Annotated in this window: 13 protein-coding genes and 1 pseudogene; 8 read left to right on the top strand and 6 right to left on the bottom strand. The window is 66.4% G+C overall.

Translation table 11 applies throughout. The features are described from left to right. Window positions 1–246: 246 nt before the first annotated feature. From GGR25_RS02770 to GGR25_RS02785, 4 genes are all read right to left on the bottom strand, one after another. Window positions 247–1386, bottom strand: coding sequence for an ABC transporter substrate-binding protein (locus tag GGR25_RS02770; protein ID WP_246409163.1), 1140 nt, complete (start codon window positions 1384–1386; stop codon window positions 247–249). 121 nt (window positions 1387–1507) lie between these two features. Next, the gene (locus tag GGR25_RS24650; protein WP_183397685.1) at window positions 1508–2353 is read right to left on the bottom strand and encodes an ABC transporter permease subunit; all 846 of its coding nucleotides are present in this window, start codon (window positions 2351–2353) and stop codon (window positions 1508–1510) included. 10 nt (window positions 2354–2363) lie between these two features. Further along, on the bottom strand, window positions 2364–3194 hold the full coding sequence (locus GGR25_RS02780) for an ABC transporter ATP-binding protein (protein ID WP_183397185.1): 831 nt from the start codon (window positions 3192–3194) through the stop codon (window positions 2364–2366). 104 nt (window positions 3195–3298) lie between these two features. Continuing rightward, window positions 3299–3571, bottom strand: a complete 273-nt coding sequence (locus GGR25_RS02785; RefSeq protein WP_183397686.1) for a hypothetical protein — start codon at window positions 3569–3571, stop codon at window positions 3299–3301. Window positions 3572–3581: 10 nt separating this feature from the next. On the opposite strand from GGR25_RS02785, the gene GGR25_RS02790 reads away from it, so the two are divergent. The 3 genes and pseudogenes from GGR25_RS02790 (at window position 3582) to GGR25_RS02800 (ending at window position 7385) form a co-directional block, all read left to right on the top strand. Then, entirely contained in the window at window positions 3582–4436 is an 855-nt protein-coding gene (locus tag GGR25_RS02790) for a MurR/RpiR family transcriptional regulator (protein WP_343067944.1), read from the top strand. A gap of 59 nt (window positions 4437–4495) precedes the next feature. Beyond that, window positions 4496–6273, top strand: a pseudogene (locus GGR25_RS25085) (flavin-containing monooxygenase). Continuing rightward, entirely contained in the window at window positions 6270–7385 is a 1116-nt protein-coding gene (locus GGR25_RS02800; RefSeq protein ID WP_183397186.1) for a M20 family metallopeptidase, read from the top strand. Before GGR25_RS25085 ends, GGR25_RS02800 begins: the two are co-directional and overlap by 4 nt. 61 nt (window positions 7386–7446) lie before the next feature. On the opposite strand, the gene atzF is transcribed toward GGR25_RS02800, so the two are convergent. Both atzF and GGR25_RS02810 read right to left on the bottom strand, forming a co-directional pair. Then, entirely contained in the window at window positions 7447–9273 is a 1827-nt protein-coding gene (gene atzF / locus GGR25_RS02805) for an allophanate hydrolase (protein WP_183397187.1), read from the bottom strand. Window positions 9274–9561: 288 nt separating this feature from the next. Then, window positions 9562–10461 (bottom strand): helix-turn-helix transcriptional regulator, encoded by a 900-nt coding sequence (locus GGR25_RS02810; RefSeq protein WP_183397188.1) that lies wholly within the window; start codon window positions 10459–10461, stop codon window positions 9562–9564. A gap of 203 nt (window positions 10462–10664) precedes the next feature. Between GGR25_RS02810 and melA the strand changes: the two genes are divergently transcribed. The 5 genes from melA to GGR25_RS02835 all read left to right on the top strand — a co-directional run bounded on the left by melA (window position 10665) and on the right by GGR25_RS02835 (window position 18303). Continuing rightward, complete coding sequence (gene melA / locus GGR25_RS02815; RefSeq protein WP_183397189.1) at window positions 10665–12158, top strand: alpha-glucosidase/alpha-galactosidase; 1494 nt, start codon at window positions 10665–10667, stop codon at window positions 12156–12158. A 165-nt stretch (window positions 12159–12323) separates the two neighbouring features. Further along, the gene (locus GGR25_RS02820) at window positions 12324–14396 is read left to right on the top strand and encodes an ABC transporter substrate-binding protein (protein WP_246409165.1); all 2073 of its coding nucleotides are present in this window, start codon (window positions 12324–12326) and stop codon (window positions 14394–14396) included. 76 nt (window positions 14397–14472) lie between these two features. Then, window positions 14473–15483: an ABC transporter permease gene (locus tag GGR25_RS02825; RefSeq protein WP_183397191.1), complete on the top strand. Its 1011-nt coding sequence runs from the start codon at window positions 14473–14475 to the stop codon at window positions 15481–15483. Continuing rightward, complete coding sequence (locus GGR25_RS02830) at window positions 15480–16625, top strand: ABC transporter permease (RefSeq protein ID WP_183397192.1); 1146 nt, start codon at window positions 15480–15482, stop codon at window positions 16623–16625. The genes GGR25_RS02825 and GGR25_RS02830 overlap by 4 nt, the downstream gene beginning before the upstream one ends. 10 nt (window positions 16626–16635) lie before the next feature. Further along, window positions 16636–18303 (top strand): ABC transporter ATP-binding protein, encoded by a 1668-nt coding sequence (locus tag GGR25_RS02835; RefSeq protein ID WP_183397193.1) that lies wholly within the window; start codon window positions 16636–16638, stop codon window positions 18301–18303. Window positions 18304–18340 lie beyond the last annotated feature (37 nt).

The following is an 18340-nucleotide window of genomic DNA, read 5'->3' on the forward strand; positions in this document are numbered from 1 at the left end:
AGCCGCCACGTGCGGTCAATATCTGGCGGCGGGGCAGGGGTTCGGCGAAGCCGTCGAAGTCGACGCGCCATCCCCGACCCGGCCGAAGCCGTCATCCCGGCGAAAGCCGGGATCCATCCAGCTGAAGCGGCAGACGGCTCGGCTGCATGGACCCCGGCTTTCGCCGGGGTGACGCCAGTTTGGATGGGGCCGATCCTTGCGCCATTCCAAGCCTGCGCAGGATCGGCGCCATTCCGCGCGCCTGGTCTACTTCACGGCCTGGTCGAACATGTGCGCCTTGATCTTCTCGACATCGACCTTCTGGAACGCGTCCGTCAGCTTGTAGCCGTCGGCATCGGCCTGGACCTCGGCCTTGTCATAGGCGTTGGCGGGCGCGATTAGCTCGTTCGTGCAGACGTCCTCGGCCTTGATCTGCGTCGAGACCTGGCCGAGCTTGTAGACGACGTCGAAGAAGTCCTGCCAGCTCGACATGTCGTGCCAGCCCCAGCCGCCGCGCTTCTCCATGTCGCCGCGGAAGACGTTGATCTGCTCAAGGATGGAGGAGGTGCCGAGTTCCGGGCCGAGATTGGTGGCGAGCGTGGGGAACTGCTCGAACACCGCCTCGACGGCCGCGCGCGGGTTCAGATAGCCGAACTGCAGGCCCATCGCCCAACCCTTGAGATACTTCTCGAGGAAGGCCTTCTTGTCCGGGTCTTCGAGATCCGCCGCGCGCACGACGAAGGTGTTGGCCGGCAGCTTCGAATGCTGGACGCCGAGCCAGTATTCGAAGTCGAGGCCCTTGGCGATCCATTCGGCGCGCAGGCCCTCCCAGGAAAGCGCGGCGTCGCCCTGGCCCGCCTGCAGCGCGGTCGCCCAGGTCGGCCAGCCGGCTTCGACATAGTTGATCTTCTTTACGTCGACGCCCTGCGCGAACAGCATGGGGTCGACGATCGACTGCCAGGCAGCGGAGCCGAGCAGGATGGTCTTGCCTTCGAGCGTCTTCAGATCGTTCGTGCCCTGGCCCTTGCGGAAGGCGAGGGAGAAGGTGTCGCGTGCACCCATATGGAACACGGACTTGAGCTTCATCCCGTTCTGCAGCGCGAAGGAGAACACGCCCGGCGAGGGGAAGCCCATGTCGGCCTGACCGACGTCGACGAACTTGACCGTCGCGGTGCCGTCGGACGGACCGGGCTGCATTTCGACGTCGAGGCCTTCGAAATAGCCCTGCTTCTTGCCGGCCCAGAACGGGAAGTCATCAAGGACTTCCAGCGTGCCGCGCGGCGAAATCCAGGTGAAGGATTTGTCATAGCCCGCCGCCTCGGCGCGGCCGGCAAAGCCGGCGCCACCGAGCACGGTCGCCGTGATGGCGCCGCTCGCCGAGACCTGGAGGAACGTTCTGCGGCTCATGCCGCCCGTCAACGGTCGCTTGTTCATGGCAGTCACCCCTCTGATTGTCGTCTTGTCTTTTGACGTTCTTGCCTTCAGCCGGCCACGTTGCGCGGCCGGAAGTCCCTGTGTTTTCTTGAGGTTATGCTTCCCAGCTCGCCCACTTCTTGCCGATCCAGAAGAAGAGGACATAGATGAGGATACCGAGGATCGAGAGCAGCAGAACCACGGCGAAGAACTGCGGCATCTGGATCATCGACGAATAGGACGTCAGGCGGTTGCCGAGTCCGAAGCCGCCGCCGACCATCTCGGCGCCGACGGCTGTCAGCAGGCCGAAGATCGAGCCGATCATCAGCCCGACCAGGATCATCGGCAGCGCCATGGGGGCGCGGATCTTCCAGAAGATCTGCAGCGTCGAGGCGCCATAGGAGCGGGCGAGGGCGATCTTGCCGCGGTCGACGCGACGAAAGCCGGTGGCCGCGTTGATCATCACCATCGGGCCGGCGGCGAGCGCCACCGCAATGATGCGCGGCGTATAGCCGAAGCCGAAGCGCAGGATGAGAAGCGGCACCAGCGCCAGCATCGGCGTCGTGACCAGCAGCAGGATGTAGGGCGTCACCACCTTCTCGACGAAGGGGAACTGCGTGATCACGGCGGCCATGACCAGCCCGATGACCGCGCCGATCGCAAAGCCCGAGAGCAATTCGACCAGCGTGTAGCCGAGATGCGGCAGGATCAGATGGAAATCGGTCACGAACGCCATGGCGACGGCGCTCGGCGTCGGCAGCACATAGGCGGGCACGTTGAAGAAACGGATCAGGAATTCCGCGCCGCCGATGACGATGATGGCGACGAGGATGATCGCGAGCACCTCGCGGGCCGACTTGATGCCGGGTCCGCTGGAAAAGGCCGAGAGATTGGTGATCCCCACCTCGGACCCGTCGCCCGACTTGGCGCTGCTGAACTCGGGAATGGCGTCGTCGCTCACGCGTCTGCCCTCAATGCGTCGGTGCGGGGATGGCGTCGGGAAGCGCCTGGAGCGCGGCGTAGCGGCTCTTCTGCTCGCCGACGATCTCGCGCTTGATGGCGTTCTGGAGGTCGAACACCTCCTTGGTCGCCATGATCTCCATGGAGCGCGGACGCGGGAACGGGACCTCATAGATATTGGCGACGCGGCCCGGACGCGGCGAGAGCACGACGACCCGGTCCGACAGGAAAATTGCTTCCTCGATCGAATGGGTGATCAGGACGATCGTCGTGCGCGTGTCCATCCAGATCTCTTCGACCAGATGGTTCATCTCCTCGCGCGTGAAGCTGTCGAGCGCGCCGAAGGGCTCGTCCATCAGCAGCACAGACGGCTTGAAGGAGAGGGCACGGACCAGCGCGGCGCGCTGCTGCATGCCGCCCGAGAGTTCGCGCGGGAAGCGCCCGCCGAAACCGTCGAGGCCGACCCGCGAGACCAGGCTCGCGATCCATTCCCGATCCGGCTTCTCGCGCTTGATCTCGAAGGGGAAGTGGATGTTGGAATCGAGATTGCGCCAGGGCAGCAGGTTCGCCTCCTGGAACACCATGCCGATCGCCGGGTTGGGGCCGGTGATCGCCTTGCCGTCGAGCAGGACTTCGCCGCCGGTGAGGCCGTGCAGGCCGGACATGGACCACAGCAGCGTGGTCTTGCCGCAGCCGGACGGGCCGACGATCGAGACGATCTCGCCGGGCATGACATCGAGCGAGCAGCGGTCCAGCGCCAGCAGGTCGCCCGAGCGCGTCTCATAGACCTTGGTGGCCCCCCGGACGCGCAGTTTCGGCATGGTCGAACCCAGCCCCGTCATGCAGGCCTCGCTTTCGAGCAAGCGTGCCGCACGGGCACGCCGCAGTCCAATCGATGTCGCGTTTCACAAATCTGTAATTAACCTACAAGCCGAGTCAAGCGCCCTCATCCATTGCTATTGTATGCATCGAAGCTGCTGATTTTTTGCGCGAATTGCTGCTTGCGAGGCTTGTAAGTTTCCGACATCCTCGGAGCGATAGCGGCCTGTGCCACCGGTTCTTCCGGCCTGGCCGGATGGCGATTGCAGAAGGAGGTTCGGGTTATGGAAGAGACTTCCGACCCATCAGCCGACATGTCTGCGCCCGCCGCTCCGCGCAGTCGCGGCAGGCGGCCGAAGACGGCCTCGCGCAGCAGTGCGGCGAAGCCGATCCCCGACATTATTTCCCGCGTGAAGGACCGCTACGACCAGCTCCGCCCGGCCGAGCGAAGGGTGGCGGATGCAGTGCTCGCCGATGTCGGCTTCTGCGTCGATGCCTCGAATGCCGACATTGCGCGCCTCGCGGGGGTGAGCGAACCCTCCGTCACGCGCTTCTGCCGCGCGATTGGCTGCGAGGGCGTGCGCGACTTCAAGGTGAAGCTCGCGCAGAGCGTGGTGGTCGGCCGCCTCTATCTCGAGGCAGGGCCGCAGCCGGCGCCGACCGAGAACGGCTCGCCGCTCTGGGACGTGGTCTTCCGCGAGGCGCGCAATGCGCTCGCCGCGGTCGAGCGCCAGATCGATCCGGCGCTCGTGGTGCGCGCGGCCGATCTGATCGCCGAGGCGCATCAGGTGGCGGTGTTCGGCCTCGGCGGCAGCTCGACCTCGCTCGCGACCGAGACGCAGAACCGCCTCTTTCGCTATGGCGTCGTCGTCTCCGCCTATTCCGATCCCTACGCGATGCGGATGACGGCCTCGACACTGAAGCCGAACGACGTAGTGATCGCGATCTCGGCGACGGGCCGCACCCGCGAGGTCGTCGAGGCGGTCGAACTCGCCCGCCATTATGGCGCCCAGGCGATCGCCATCACCGCGCCGGACTCCGACCTCGCGCGCAGCGCCGACCTCGCGCTCGCCGTCGACGTCCCCGAATATCCCGACACGCTCAAGCCAACCGCCTCGCGTTTCGCCTTCCTCGCGCTCGTCGATCTCGTCGCCGTCGCGGTCGGCTATCGCCTCGAACCCTCGGCGCGCGAGACGCTGCGCCGGATCAAATACAACGTGCTCAATCACCGCCAGGGCAAGGTTCTCGAACCGCTCGGCGACTGAGGAGCGCGCGCCATCGGCCGGCGCCTCCACGCCGTCCGGCAGACTGGAAAGGCAGGGAAATGCACGACACTGCACCGGCAACGGATGCGGCGAGCTGGATGGCCGCGCTCGCCGATGCCCTCGCGAGGCGCGACACGGATGGCGTGCTCGCCCTCTTCGTTGAGGATTGCTACTGGCGCGATTTCGTCGCCTTCTCCTGGAACGTGAAGACCTTCGCAGGCAAGGACACGATCCGCGGCTTCCTCGACGCAACGATCGCGACGACCGCGCCCACGGCCTGGCGGATCACTACGGTCACGACCAAGGCCGATGGCACCGTCGAAGCCTGGTTCACCTTCGAGACCAAGGTCGGACGCGGCGAGGGGATCGTCCGTCTCGAGGACGGCAAGGCCCGCACCATCCTGACGACGCTGACCGAATTGAAGGGCTTCGAGAAGCCGCTCGGCGCCCGCCGTCCGAAGGGCGTGCGCCATGGCGCGAACCGCAGTCGCGAAACCTGGACGGAACAGCGGGCCCGCGAGGAAGCCGCGCTCGGCAGCACGGTCGATCCCTATGTGCTGATCATCGGCGGCGGGCAGGGTGGCATCATGCTCGGCGCCCGGCTCAAGATGCTGGGCGTGCCGACCATCATCGTCGAGAAGAACGCCCGGGCGGGCGATAGCTGGCGCAACCGCTATCGCTCGCTCGTGCTGCACGACCCGGTCTGGTACGACCATCTGCCCTATCTGCCCTTCCCGGAGAACTGGCCGGTCTTCACGCCCAAGGACAAGATGGGCGACTGGCTGGAGGCCTATGTGAGCCTGATGGAGCTCACCTACTGGACCGCGACTGAGGCCGTGACGGCGCGCTTCGACGAGAGCGAAAAGCGCTGGACGGTCGAGCTCGTCCGCGATGGCAAGCCGGTGACCATCCGTCCGGCACAGCTCGTCTTCGCCACCGGCGCCTATGGTCCGCCGAAGCGTCTCGCGCTGCCGGGCGCGGAAGACTTCCAGGGCGAGTTGATCCATTCCAGCGACTATGCCGAGGCCGCGCCCTATGCGGGCAAGCGCGCCGTCGTCATCGGCGCCGCCAGCTCGGCGCATGACGTCGCCGTCGATCTCTGGGAGGGCGGCGCGGACGTCACCATGGTGCAGCGTTCGCCGACCACAGTGGTGCGGTCCGAGACGCTGATGGAGCTCGCCTTCGACATCTATTCGCAGGCGGCGACCGAGAGTGGGCTCACCGTCGACAAGGCCGATCTCCTTGCCATGGCGACGCCGTTCGCGCTGCAGCCGCCGGCCCAGCGCGCGCTCTATGACCGGATCCGCGCCCGCGACGCGGATTTCTACGCCAAGCTCGCCGCGACCGGATTCCTGGTGGATTTCGGCGAGGACGAGACCGGGCTGATGATGAAGGCCTATCGCACCGGTTCCGGCTATTATGTCGATGTCGGCTGCTCGCAGCTGATCATCGAAGGCGCCATCAAGGTGAAGAGCGGCGTCGCGATCGAGCAGCTGACGCCGACCGGGATCCGCTTCGCCGATGGGAGCGAGATCGCGGCCGACGTGATCATCCAGTCCACAGGCTTCCATTCGATGCACGAGGTCGTCGCCAGGATCGTGAACCGCGAGATCGCGGATCGGATCGCACCTGCTGGGGTCTCGGCTCGGGCATGCGCGGCGATCCTGGCCCCTGGCATGGGGAATTGCGCAACATGTACAAGCCGACGGTGCAGGAGGCGCTCTGGTTCCAGGGCGGCAATCTCGCCTTGCAGCGCCAGTTCTCGAAATTCGTCGCGCTGCAACTCAAGGCGCGCATGGAAGGCATCGAAACGCCCGTCTATGGAGGGCCGAAATGATCGACGCCGTTGCGCTGACACAGGCTCTGGTCCGCATCGATACGCGCAACCCGCCGGGCGGCGAGGCCGATGCCGCGAGCATCCTCGCCGACATCCTTTCCGATGCGGGCTTCGCCATCCGCGTCGAGGCCTTCGGTCCCGGGCGCATCAACCTCGTCGCGCGGATCGGCGGGGAGGGGCCGGCGACGCTCTTCACCGGCCATCTCGATACCGTCCCGCTCGGCGCGGCGCCCTGGAGCGTCGATCCGTTCGGCGGCGAGATCCGCGACGGCCGCCTCTATGGGCGCGGCTCGACCGACATGAAGGCGGGCGTCGCCGCCATGGTCGCGGCGGCGCTCGCGGAAGCCGACAGGATCCGCGAGACCGGCGCGCTTGTGCTGGCGCTCACCGGCGGCGAGGAGACCGGCTCGGAGGGCGCGAAACATCTGGTGGAGGCGGGCGGGCTCGGCGCGATCCGCGCCATCGTCGTCGGCGAACCGACCTCGAACCGCTTCCTCGCGGGCCACAAGGGTGCGCTGTGGCTGCGCGGCTGCTGCGCCGGCGTGACGGCCCATGGCTCGACGCCGCATCTCGGCGAGAACGCGATCTACAAGGCGGCGCGCAGCGTGCTGAAGCTCGAAAGCTTCGATTTCGGCATGGCGCCGCATGCCGTGATGGGCAGCCCGACTCTCAACGTCGGCACGATCGCCGGCGGGCTGAATGTCAACTCCGTGCCCGACCAGGCCGAGTTCACCGTCGACATCCGTTCGATCCCTGGCATGACGCACGACGCCGTCCGCGCCGCCATTGCCCGCGCGACCGGCGATGACGCGGCGATCGAGCCGATCGTCGACCTGCCGGCCGTCTGGTCGGATCCTTCCGGCGCAGTGATGGCCGAGATGGCCGCCGCCTTCGAAGCGACGACGGGACGGCGCGCCGATGCTGTCAGCGCCAACTACTTCACCGACGCCTCGGTCTTCACCCCGGCCTTCGGCGGACCGCCAACCCTGATCTGCGGCCCGGGCGAGGCCGATCTCGCGCACAAGACCGACGAATATTGCGAGACCGCCAAGATCACCGAAAGCGTCGCAATCTACCGCGCGATCCTGGCGGGCGCCAAAGCGGCTCGGTGACGGGACGGGGAGGGCGCTCCTCCCCCTCCACCCGCGTCGCCGCTACGGAGCGATACGGCGCTCAGGCGTCGACGGAGCTGTCCGTTGCGGCGCTTTCGGTGATGTAGGCGCGCCAGCCGCCGAGTTCGGTGATCTCGCGCGCGCCGACGATCGCATAGGGCTCGCACAGGAAGCCGCTGGCGCTCGTGCCGTCGTCGAGCGTGATCTTGCCGACGCCGAGCGGCGCGGGGATCGCGTTGACGAAGGCGGCGAAGGCGGCCGGCGGCAGGCCCCAGACTTCGACCTCCAGGCCGCCGCCGCGATAAGCGGGGTCGCGCACCAGGCCGGGCTTGGGCGGTACCGTGTCCGGCAGGACATAGAGCCGGTAGCCGGGCGCGGTGTGGCAGGTCTTCAGATGGACGCCGCCGCCGTCGATCAACTGGTGGTTGAGCGGCATGCCGGTCAGATGCGCGCCGACCACGACGATCGGGATCAGGCCCGTCGTCGACGGCGTTAGCGCGCTTGCCGTTGGCAGCGCCGCCTGCCGGTCTCGGCCCATGCCGAAGGGCGCGGCGCGATGCAGGCGGTCGCCGAGCGCGGCGAGCGCGGAATCGGCAAAGGCCGGCCCGACCAGCGTGACGCCGGCCGGCAGCTCGTCCTTGCGGAAGCCGGCGGGGACGGCGATCGCGGCGCAATCGAGCAGGTTCACGAAATTGGTGTAGCGGCCGAGATTGGAGTTGAGCGTCACCGGATCGGCGCGCATCGCCTCGACCGTGTAGATGGTCGGCGCGGTCGGCAGCAGCATGACATCCATCTTCGCCCACTCGGCGGCCGTGCGCTGGCGCAGTTCCTCGAGCTCATAGAGGCCGCGGAAGGCGTCGACGGCGCTGTAGCGCGCGGCGCCCGCCACGATGCCGCGCACGGTCGGGTCCATCTCGTCGGCATGGTCGGCGAAAAAGCTCTCGATCGCGGCGAGGCGCTCGGCGACGAAGGGCCCACCATAGAGCAACTGGGCGCATTCGCGGAACGGCGCATAGTCGATCGGCACGGGAATGCCGCCGATCCCTTCGAGCCGCAGGATCGCCGCGTCGTAGAGCCGCTCGACCTCGGCATCGCCGTAGAATTCACGCTCGGACCCGGCCAGCACGCCGAAGCGGAAGCGGTCATGCGGCAGCGAGGCCGGCTGCATGGTGCGGGAATAGGGATCGGCGGGGTCATAGCCCTCGGCGACGCGGCGCACGAGGTCGGCGTCGCCCGCCGTCGGCGCCAGGACGGTGATGCAGTCGAGGCTGCGGCAGGCGGGCACGAGGCCGAAGCTCGATAGCAGCCCGCGCGACGGCTTCACGCCGACGAGATTGTTGAACGCAGCCGGAATGCGGCCCGAGCCCGCTGTATCGGTGCCGAGCGCGAAGGCGACCTGGCCCGATGCGACGGCAACCGCAGAGCCGGAGGACGAGCCGCCGGAGACATAGCGCTCGTCGAACACCGAGCGCGGCGCGCCATAGGGCGAGCGCGTGCCGTTGAGGCCGGTGGCGAACTGGTCGAGATTGGTCTTGCCTACCAGGAGCGCGCCGGCCGCCTTGAGCCGCGCGACGACATAGGCGTCCTCCTCGGCGTCATAGGCAAAGGCCGGGCAGGCGGCCGTCGTCGGCAGGCCGGCGCAGTCGATATTGTCCTTCACCGCGAAGGGGATGCCCCAGAGCGGCTGGTCCTCGCCGGGCACGCCGGCGGCAACCAGGGCGCGCGCCGCCTCGCGCAGCGCGGTATCGCCAACGCGGTTGATCCAGACGGCACTGTCCGGCCAGGCGGCGATCCGCGCGATCACCGCCTCCACGACATCGATGGGGGAGAAAGCTCCACGGCGGTAGCCGTCCTTGAGCGTCGCGATGTCGAGAATGGTCGGCAGCATGGGGCACTCCTTCAGTCCGCCGGCCATGACGCAAGATCGAGGCCATGAGGGCCGGCCGGATGGGGCGCCGGCGCAGGTTCGGCGCGGCGCGAGATTGGTCCAAGAGCCGATTGCATACAATTCCAAATCCACATGGCGAACGACCGTCCTGGGGATAAGGTTCCCGGATCGGTCGCGCGGGCGGGATGGCACGGCTCCTCCCTCAGGCGCGGCGCTGCCGCTGGTCAGGAATGCGCCAGACTGCCGCCGGGATAGTCAGCAGGGCAATAAGATGTGTGGGGGAAGCGCTCAGCCCGAACCCGGCTCCGGCTTGGCGGAGGCATACATGCCCGTCGTGCGGAACTCCGTCGGGCTGGTGCCGTAGACGCGGCGGAACGCCTTGGCGAAATAGTTCGGGTCGTCGAAGCCGACGAGCGATGCCGCATCCTTCACGGAGATCGTCGCGTCGCTGACGAGGAGAGTCGCCGCGCGCCGCATCCGCTCCTGCGCCACGAACTCGGCCGGCGGGACGCCCTCGTTCTCGGTGAAGATGCGGGTGAAATGCGCCCGGCTGAAGCCGGCGAAATCGGCGAGGTCGGCGACCGTCAGCGGCTTGTCGAGATGGGCGAGGATGTGCTGCACCACGCGGCGGTGAATTGTCTCATCGCCCTCCGATGCGGGGTGCGAGCCGAACACGTCGTCGAACAGCGCCATCGCCGCCTCATAGGCGATGGCCGAGGCCGCGCCGGGCGTTTCGCCCTCGCCCTCGATATAGCGCAGCGCGCAGCGGGCGAGCTGTTCCGTGGTCTCGGGACGCAGCTGGAGCACCGGACCCGTGGCGGCGAGGATGGTGCGGTGGATCCGCAGCGCCTCCTGCCCATACATCGAGATCCAGAAATACTCCCACCGCCCGCCGGCCTCGACCCAGTATCGGTGGTTGTGCGGCACGATGACCAGCATCGTCTCGCCCGCCTTGACGCGATAGCGCCGCCGCTCATAGCGCAGGTGCCCCGCGCCGGCGACCGTATGCTGCAGGACGGTGAAGGCGGTCTGGCCGCGTTTCAGCCCGTCCCAGTCATAACCGTCTGAGCTGATTTCATAGCCGCAGCTGGTCGGCATGGCGTGCAGCCGGTGGCGCCCGCGGGGCAGGGACAGCGTCTTCATCACCGAGGCGTGGCGTGCCAGCCTCTCCAGCACAGAATTACCCATGAAAGCACAAAATCGCTCTGTTCCGCGGCGTCTGCCCCGCGGATAACTAATGCCACGAACGACCGCGGTTGGCGATGTCCTACCGCGGACGGGCCTGGAGGAGGCCCTGGCCTGCGGCTTTCCGGAGAGACCGGGAGCCGGGGTCGACGGCGCGCGGCAGACGCGCCCCAGCAGGCGCTCCGCGAGCGAGGATCGAGGATCGAATGTCAGGATTGAAGATCGCCATCATCGGCGCCGGCAGCGTCGGCTTCACCAAGAAGCTGGTGACTGACATCATCTGCGTGCCGGAGCTCCGCGAGGCGGAGTTCGCGCTGACCGATGTCAGCGAGCACAACCTCTCGATGGTGAAGCAGATCCTCGACCGGATCGTCGAGGCCAATCGGCTGCCGACCCGCATCACTGCGACGACGGACCGCCGCCGCGCGCTCGAGGGCGCCAACTACATCATCTCCTGCGTCCGCGTCGGCGGCCTCGAGGCTTATGCCGACGACATCCGCATCCCGCTCAAATACGGCGTCGACCAGTGCGTGGGCGATACGATCTGCGCCGGCGGCATTCTCTACGGCCAGCGCAACATCCCGGTCATTCTCGATTTCTGCCGCGACATCAACGAGGTCGCCGCGCCCGGTGCCAAGTTCCTGAACTACGCCAACCCGATGGCGATGAACACCTGGGCGGCGATCGAATATGGCAAGGTCGATACGATCGGCCTCTGCCACGGCGTACAGCATGGCGGCGAACAGATTGCGACCGTGCTCGGCGCGGGGCCGGGGGAACTCGACTTCATCTGCTCCGGCATCAACCACCAGACCTGGTTCGTCGACGTCCGCCTGAAGGGCCGCAAGGTCGGCAAGGATGAGCTCGTCGCGGCCTTCGAGGCGCATCCCGTCTATTCGAGCCAAGAGAAGGTCCGCATCGATGTCCTGAAGCGCTTCGGCGTCTATTCGACGGAGTCGAACGGCCATCTCTCCGAATATCTGCCCTGGTACCGCAAGCGTCCCGACGAGATCGAGCGCTGGATCGACATGTCGGACTGGATCCATGGCGAGACGGGCGGCTATCTGCGCTATTCGACGGAATCGCGGAACTGGTTCGAGACCGATTTCCCGCGCTTCCTCGAGGAGGCCGGACGCCCGATCGACGCTTCCAAGCGCTCCAGCGAGCATGCGAGCCATATTCTCGAGGCGCTGGAGACGGGCCGGGTCTATCGCGGCCATTTCAACGTCAAGAACAATGGCGTGATCACGAATCTGCCGGCCGATGCGATCATCGAGTCGCCCGGCTTCGTCGATCGCTTCGGCCTCAACATGGTGGCGGGGATCACGCTTCCCGAGGCCTGCGCGGCGACCTGCATCGCCTCGATTAACGTCCAGCGCATGTCGGTCCATGCGGCGATCGCGGGCGACCTCGACCTGCTCAAGCTCGCCGTGCTGCACGATCCGCTGGTCGGCGCGATCTGTTCGCCGGACGAGGTCTGGCAGATGGTCGACGAGATGGTGGTCGCCCAGGCGCGCTGGCTGCCGCAATACGCCCATGCGCTGGAGGGCGCGAAGCAGCGCCTCTCCGAAGGGCGGGTCAAGACGCGCGAGTGGCGCGGCGCGGCGCGGCGCGACGTGCGCTCCGTGGATGTGGTGCGGGCCGAGACGGCGGAAAAGCGCGCCCGCGAACTCGATATCGCCGCAAGGCCGTCACTCTAGGTCTGAACTCGAGTCCTGCGGCACGGCCGGTGGAGGGCCTGCCGCCTTGGAGAGCGGATCCCGGCGCAGGGAGAAGGCGTCGGCGATCGGCGAATTAGAAGCAGGGAGAAGCGCAGCGGGGCGAGCCTCGCCGCGGTCAAGGGAGGAATGATGAGAACCTATGCGATGGCCCTCGGAGGAGCAGGCCTGCTCCTCAGCGCGTCCGTGGTCGCGGCGTTCGCCGCGGGAACGGAGAAACCGACCCTTCCGCCCGATCCGCCCAAATTCGAGGCGCAGGGCCAGGTCGATTATGTCAGCCAGGCCGACATCTTCGAATTCAAGGCGCTGCCCGACTATCACGAGCCCGACTGGGTGACGAAGAACTTCGTCGACGCCGGCAAGTTGCCGCCGGTCAAGGACCGCCTCCCGAAGGAGCCGCTGGTCTACAAGAAGGGCAACATGGTCGACGGCCTCGGCGTCTATGGCGATACGCTGCGCCACGTCATCGGCGGCCGTCCGGAAGGTTGGAACTATATCGGCGGCCAGACGCAGGGCTGGGGCGGCATCGATATTGGCCTCTCGGAGTGCCTGACGCGCTCGGGTCCGCTGTTCGAGATCAAGCCGAGCGAGCTGCAGCCGCTGCCCAATCTCGCCAAGAGCTGGGAATGGTCGAAGGACGGCCACCAGCTGACCATGCATCTCGTCGAAGGCGCCAAATGGTCCGACGGCGTGCCGTTCACGTCCGAAGACGTGATGTTCTACTGGAACGACAACGTCAACGACCCGAACGTCACGCCGCTCAACGGCGCCAAGCCCGGCACGTTCGGCGAGGGAACGACGCTCGAGGCCAAGGACGACTACACGATCGTGTGGACGTTCAAGCAGCCCTTCGCCAAGCAGTATCTCTACCAGATGGCCTATGGCACCTTCTGCCCCGGCCCGGCGCATATCCTGAAGCCGCAGCACCCGAAATATTCGAAGAACACCTACGACCAGTACAAGAACGCCTTCCCGCCGGAATACATGAACATTCCGACGATGGGCGCCTGGGTGCCGGTCGAATATCGTCCTGACGACATCATCGTCATGCGCCGCAATCCCTATTACTGGAAGGTCGACGAGGCGGGCAATCAGCTGCCCTATCTCAACGAGATGCACTACAAGCTCTCTACCTGGGCCGACCGCGACGTTCAGGCCGTGGCGGGATCGGGTGACTTCTCGAACCTCGAGCAGCCGGAAAGCTTCGTCGAGGCGCTGAAGCGCTCCGCCAATCCTGCGGCGCCGGCGCGCCTCGAATTCGGCCCGCGCATCATCGGCTATTCGCTCTATCCGAACCTCTCGGCCAATGGCTGGGGCGAGCCGGACGAGCGCGGCCAGGCCGTGCGCGAGCTCAATCGCAATGAGCACTTCCGCAAGGCGATCACGGAAGCGGTCGACCGTCAGCGGCTTGGGGAGTCCCTCGTCAAGGGACCGTTCACGACCATCTATCCGGGCGGCCTCTATTCGGGCACGGCCTATTACGACAAGGCGTCGACGGCCTATTATCCGTTCAACCTCGAAAGCGCCAAGGCGGAGCTCGCCGAGGCCGGTCTCAAGGACACGGATGGCGACGGCATCGTGAACTTCCCGGCCGGCACCGCCGGCGGCAAGAATGTCGAGGTCACGCTCCTCGTCAACGGCGACTACCAGACCGACAAGAGCCTGGGCGACGGCATCGTGGCGATGATGGAGCCGCTCGGCATCCGCGTCATCCTCAACACCGTCGACGGCAAGCAGCGCGACGCGTTGCAGCAGGCCGGCAAGTTCGACTGGATGGTCTTCCGCAACCAGGAAGAAATGACCTCGGTCGTGCAGAAGACCGTGAACCTCGCTCCGGTCGGCCCGAAGACCAGCTGGTTCCACCGCGCCGGCAAGGACGACCAGCTCGATCTGCTGCCGTTCGAGCAGGAGCTCGTGGACGTCGTGAACAAGTTCATCAATTCGGGCGACGGCGACGAGCAGCGCGAGCTGATGAAGCAGTACCAGAAGCTCTACACCGAGAATGTCTACGGCATCGGCCTGACGCAGTATCCCGGCGCGCTCATCATCAACAAGCGCTTCGCGAACGTGCCGAAGGGGACGCCGATCAATCTCTTCAACTGGGCCGAGGATTCGGTCATCCGCGAGCGGATGTACGTTCCGACCGACAAGCAGGGCAATTACGAGCTGCATGCGCAGACCTTGCCCGGCGCTCCCGGTTCCGCCGGTCCGATCAAGTAGCGGACGAGCGATCACAGTGCGGGCGGCGGCGACGCCGCCCGCACACCCCGACCGAAACGAAGAGGACGATCGGGCCATGCTGCGTTATCTGGCAATGCGGATCCTGTCCGCGATCCCCGTGATGATCGTGCTGAGCGTCGTGACCTTCGCCATCATCCAGGCGCCGCCCGGCGACTATGGCGATTACATCCGCTCGCAGCTGATGAATCAGGGCGGGGCCTCGGCCTCCGTCGCCGAGGCGCAGGCGGATGCCTACCGCAAGGCGCACGGCCTCGATAAGCCGATCATCGTCCAGTATTTCAACTGGGTGGGCGGGATCATCACCCGCGGCGATTTCGGCGACAGCCTCTTCTACAACAAGCCCGTCTCGACCGTGGTCGCCGAACGCCTCCCGCGCACCTTGCTGCTCGCGCTGGTCTGCCACATCCTGGCGTCGCTGATCGGCATCACCTTCGGCATCATCGCGGCGACGCGGCAATATAGCTGGGTCGATTCGACCCTCGCTTTCGTCTCCTTCCTCGGCACGACGATCCCGCGCTTCCTGATCGCGATCGTCATCGTCTACATCCTCGCCTTCAAGATGAACGTGCAGGAGATCGGCTCGTTCTTCTCGCCGCAATTCGGCGGCGCGCCCTGGTCATGGGCGAAGTTCGTCGATCTCGTGAAGCATGTCTGGCCCGTGGTCGCGATCGCGACGTTCGGCGGTCTCGCCTACAATATGCGCGTGATGCGGGCGAACCTGCTCGACACGCTCAACGCCCAATATGTCGAGACGGCGCGGGCCAAGGGCCTCCGGGAATCCGCGGTGATCATGCGCCATGCCGTGCCCAATGCACTGCATCCGCTCGTCATGTATCAGGGCGTGGTGCTGCCCTACATGCTGACCGGCGAGATCGAGGTCGCGATCGTCTTCTCGCTCGCCACCGTCGGGCCGGCGATCGTCGGCTCGATGGCGGTCGGCGACGTCTATGTGACGGCGACCTTCATGATGGTCCTGGCGGCGACGCTGATCGTCGGCAACATCATCGCCGACATGCTGCTGGCGCTGCTCGATCCGCGGGTCCGCCTCGGGGGAGCGATGGCATGACCGATATCGCCGGCAAGATCCCCCCGGAAGCGGAAACGGCGCCCGTCGTCGTGCAGGCCCGCTTCGCGCATGGCAATGAAGGCTATCTGGCGCTGGTGTGGCGGCGGTTCCGCCGTTCTGTGATCGGCATGATCGGCCTCGTCATGGTCGTCGGCCTGATCCTGATGGCGGTGTTCGCGGACTTCGTCGCCCCGGTCAATCCGAAGGAGAACGGCGTCGGCTTCGCCCCGCCCGAGACGATCTCCTTCCGCACCGCCGATGGCAGCTTCTCCTTCGTTCCGCGCATCTACCCCGTGGTCGAGACCGGCGAATTCGATCCGGTGACGTTCCAGCCGCTGACGGGGCCGGACTATGCCAATCCGCATGTGCTCGGCCTGTTCGTGACCGGCTTCGAATATCGCCTGTTCGGGCTGATCCCGGCGAACCGGCATCTCTTCGGGTCGGTCGACGGCAGCTCGGTGCATCTGCTCGGCACCGACAAGTTCGGCCGCGATATCCTGTCTCGCGCCATCGTCGGTTCGCGCATCTCGCTGACGATCGCGCTCATCGTGGTGTTCATCACGACCAGCGTCGGCACGACGATCGGCATCACGTCGGGCTATCTCGGCGGGCGGACGGACAGCTGGGTGCAGCGCTTCGTCGATCTCGTGCTCGCCTTCCCGCAACTGCCGCTCTATCTGGCGCTGACCTCGCTCATCCCGATCACGGCGCCCTCCAACCTCTTCCTCGCCTTCGTCATCGCGGTGATGGCGGCGCTCGGCTGGGCGCAGCTGTCGCGTGAGGTGCGCGGCAAGACGCTGGCGCTGGCGCGGGTCGATTATGTGCGCGCGGCCATGGCGATCGGCGCGGGCGACGGGCGCATCATCTTCCGCCATATCCTGCCGAACGTGCTCTCGCATGTGATCGTCTCGGTGACTCTGGCGATCCCGGCGATCGTGCTGCTCGAATCCTTTCTCGGCTTTCTCGGCTTCGCGGTGAAGCCGCCGCTGATCTCCTGGGGCCTGATGCTGCAGGACACCGGCTCCTTCTCCGTGATCGGCTCCTATCCGTGGATCCTTTCCCCCGTCGCCTTCGTGCTCGTCACAGTTTTCGCTTTCAACGCGCTGGGCGATGGTCTGCGCGATGCGATCGACCCTTATTGAGGCGCCGGACATGAGCGAGACCATGCATTCCTTCGCGCCCGCCGAACGCCACGATCTGAACCTGCACGGCCGCAAGCTGCTGCTCGACGCGCGCGGGATCGGCGTCGATTTCAAGGTGGAGGGCGGCAAGGTGGCGGCGGTGAAGGACGTCTCCTTCCAGCTCCATCGCGGCGAGACGATCGCCATCGTCGGGGAATCCGGCTCGGGCAAATCGGTCACGGCGCGCACGCTGATGGGGCTGCTCTCGAAGCGCGCCACGATCGCCAAGGGCGCGCGGATCGAGTTCGAGGGGAAGAATATCCTCGAATTCAGCGAAGCGCAGATGCGCAACCTGCGGGGAAACCGCTTCTCGATGATCTTCCAGGAGCCGATGAGCTCGCTGAACCCGGTCTATTCGATCGGCAAGCAGATCACCGAGGTCATCCACCTGCACAACCGGGTCAACCGCGCCGAGGCGATCAGGCGGGCGCGCGACCTTCTGGAGGAAGTGCAGATCCCGGAGCCGGAGGCGCGGCTGCGCCAGTTTCCGCACCAGCTCTCCGGCGGCCAGCGCCAGCGCGTCATGATCGCCATGGCGCTTGCCAATCAGCCCGACGTGCTGATCGCCGACGAGCCGACGACGGCGCTCGACGTGACGGTGCAGGCGCAGATCCTGAACCTGATCAAGAATTTGCAGGCCCGCCACGGCATGGCGGTGATCCTGATCACCCACGACCTGACGATCGTCCGCCAGTTCTCGGATTATGTCTATGTGATGCAGGCCGGGGAGGTGAAGGAGCACAACACCACCGAGGCGCTGTTCACCAATCCGCGCCATGCCTATACGCGGCACCTCCTGGCGTCCGAGCCGAAGGGCACCGCCAATCCGCTGCCCGAGAACACGCCGGTGATCCTCGAAGGCAAGGACGTCCGCGTCTCCTTCACGCTGAAGCGGGGCGGCATGTTCCGCCCGGATTATTTCGATCTCGTCGCGGTCGACAGTTTGAGCCTCGATCTGCGCCGCCACGAGACGCTCGGCCTCGTGGGCGAGAGCGGTTCCGGCAAGACGACCTTCGGCCAGGCGCTGATCCGTCTCGTCTCGATGCAGGGCGGCGAAGTCACCTTCGACGGCGAGCGCATTGATCAGAAGAGCCGCCAGGAGATGCGACCGCTCCGCTCGCGCATGCAGATCGTGTTCCAGGACCCGTTCGCCTCGCTCAATCCGCGCATGTCGATCGGCCAGATCATCGAGGAGGGGCTGATCGTCAATGCGATCGGCGACGGGCGCAAGGACCGCCTCGAACGCGTCAAGCAGGCGCTGCGCGATGCCGGCATGCCCGACACGATCCTCTCGCGCTTTCCGCATGAGTTCTCGGGCGGCCAGCGCCAGCGCATCGCCATTGCCCGCGCCATCGCGCTGGAGCCGGAATTCATCCTGCTCGACGAACCGACATCGGCGCTCGACCTCTCGGTGCAGGCGCAGATCATCGACCTCTTGCGCAAGCTGCAGGACGAGAAGGGCCTCTCCTACCTGTTCATCTCGCACGATCTCAAGGTCGTGCGGGCGCTCTGCCATCGCGTGATCGTCATGCAGCGCGGGCAGATCGTCGAGCAGGGCCCCGTCGCCGACGTCCTGAGTCGGCCCCAGCACGACTATACCGCCCGCCTCGTGCGGGCCGCCTTTGAAATCGCCGCGTAGGCCCTCCCGACCCGCGGCACAAACGACCGGAGCGTTC

It is taken from the genome of Kaistia hirudinis (assembly GCF_014196455.1).
GTDB classification, from domain to species: Bacteria; Pseudomonadota; Alphaproteobacteria; order Rhizobiales; family Kaistiaceae; genus Kaistia; species Kaistia hirudinis.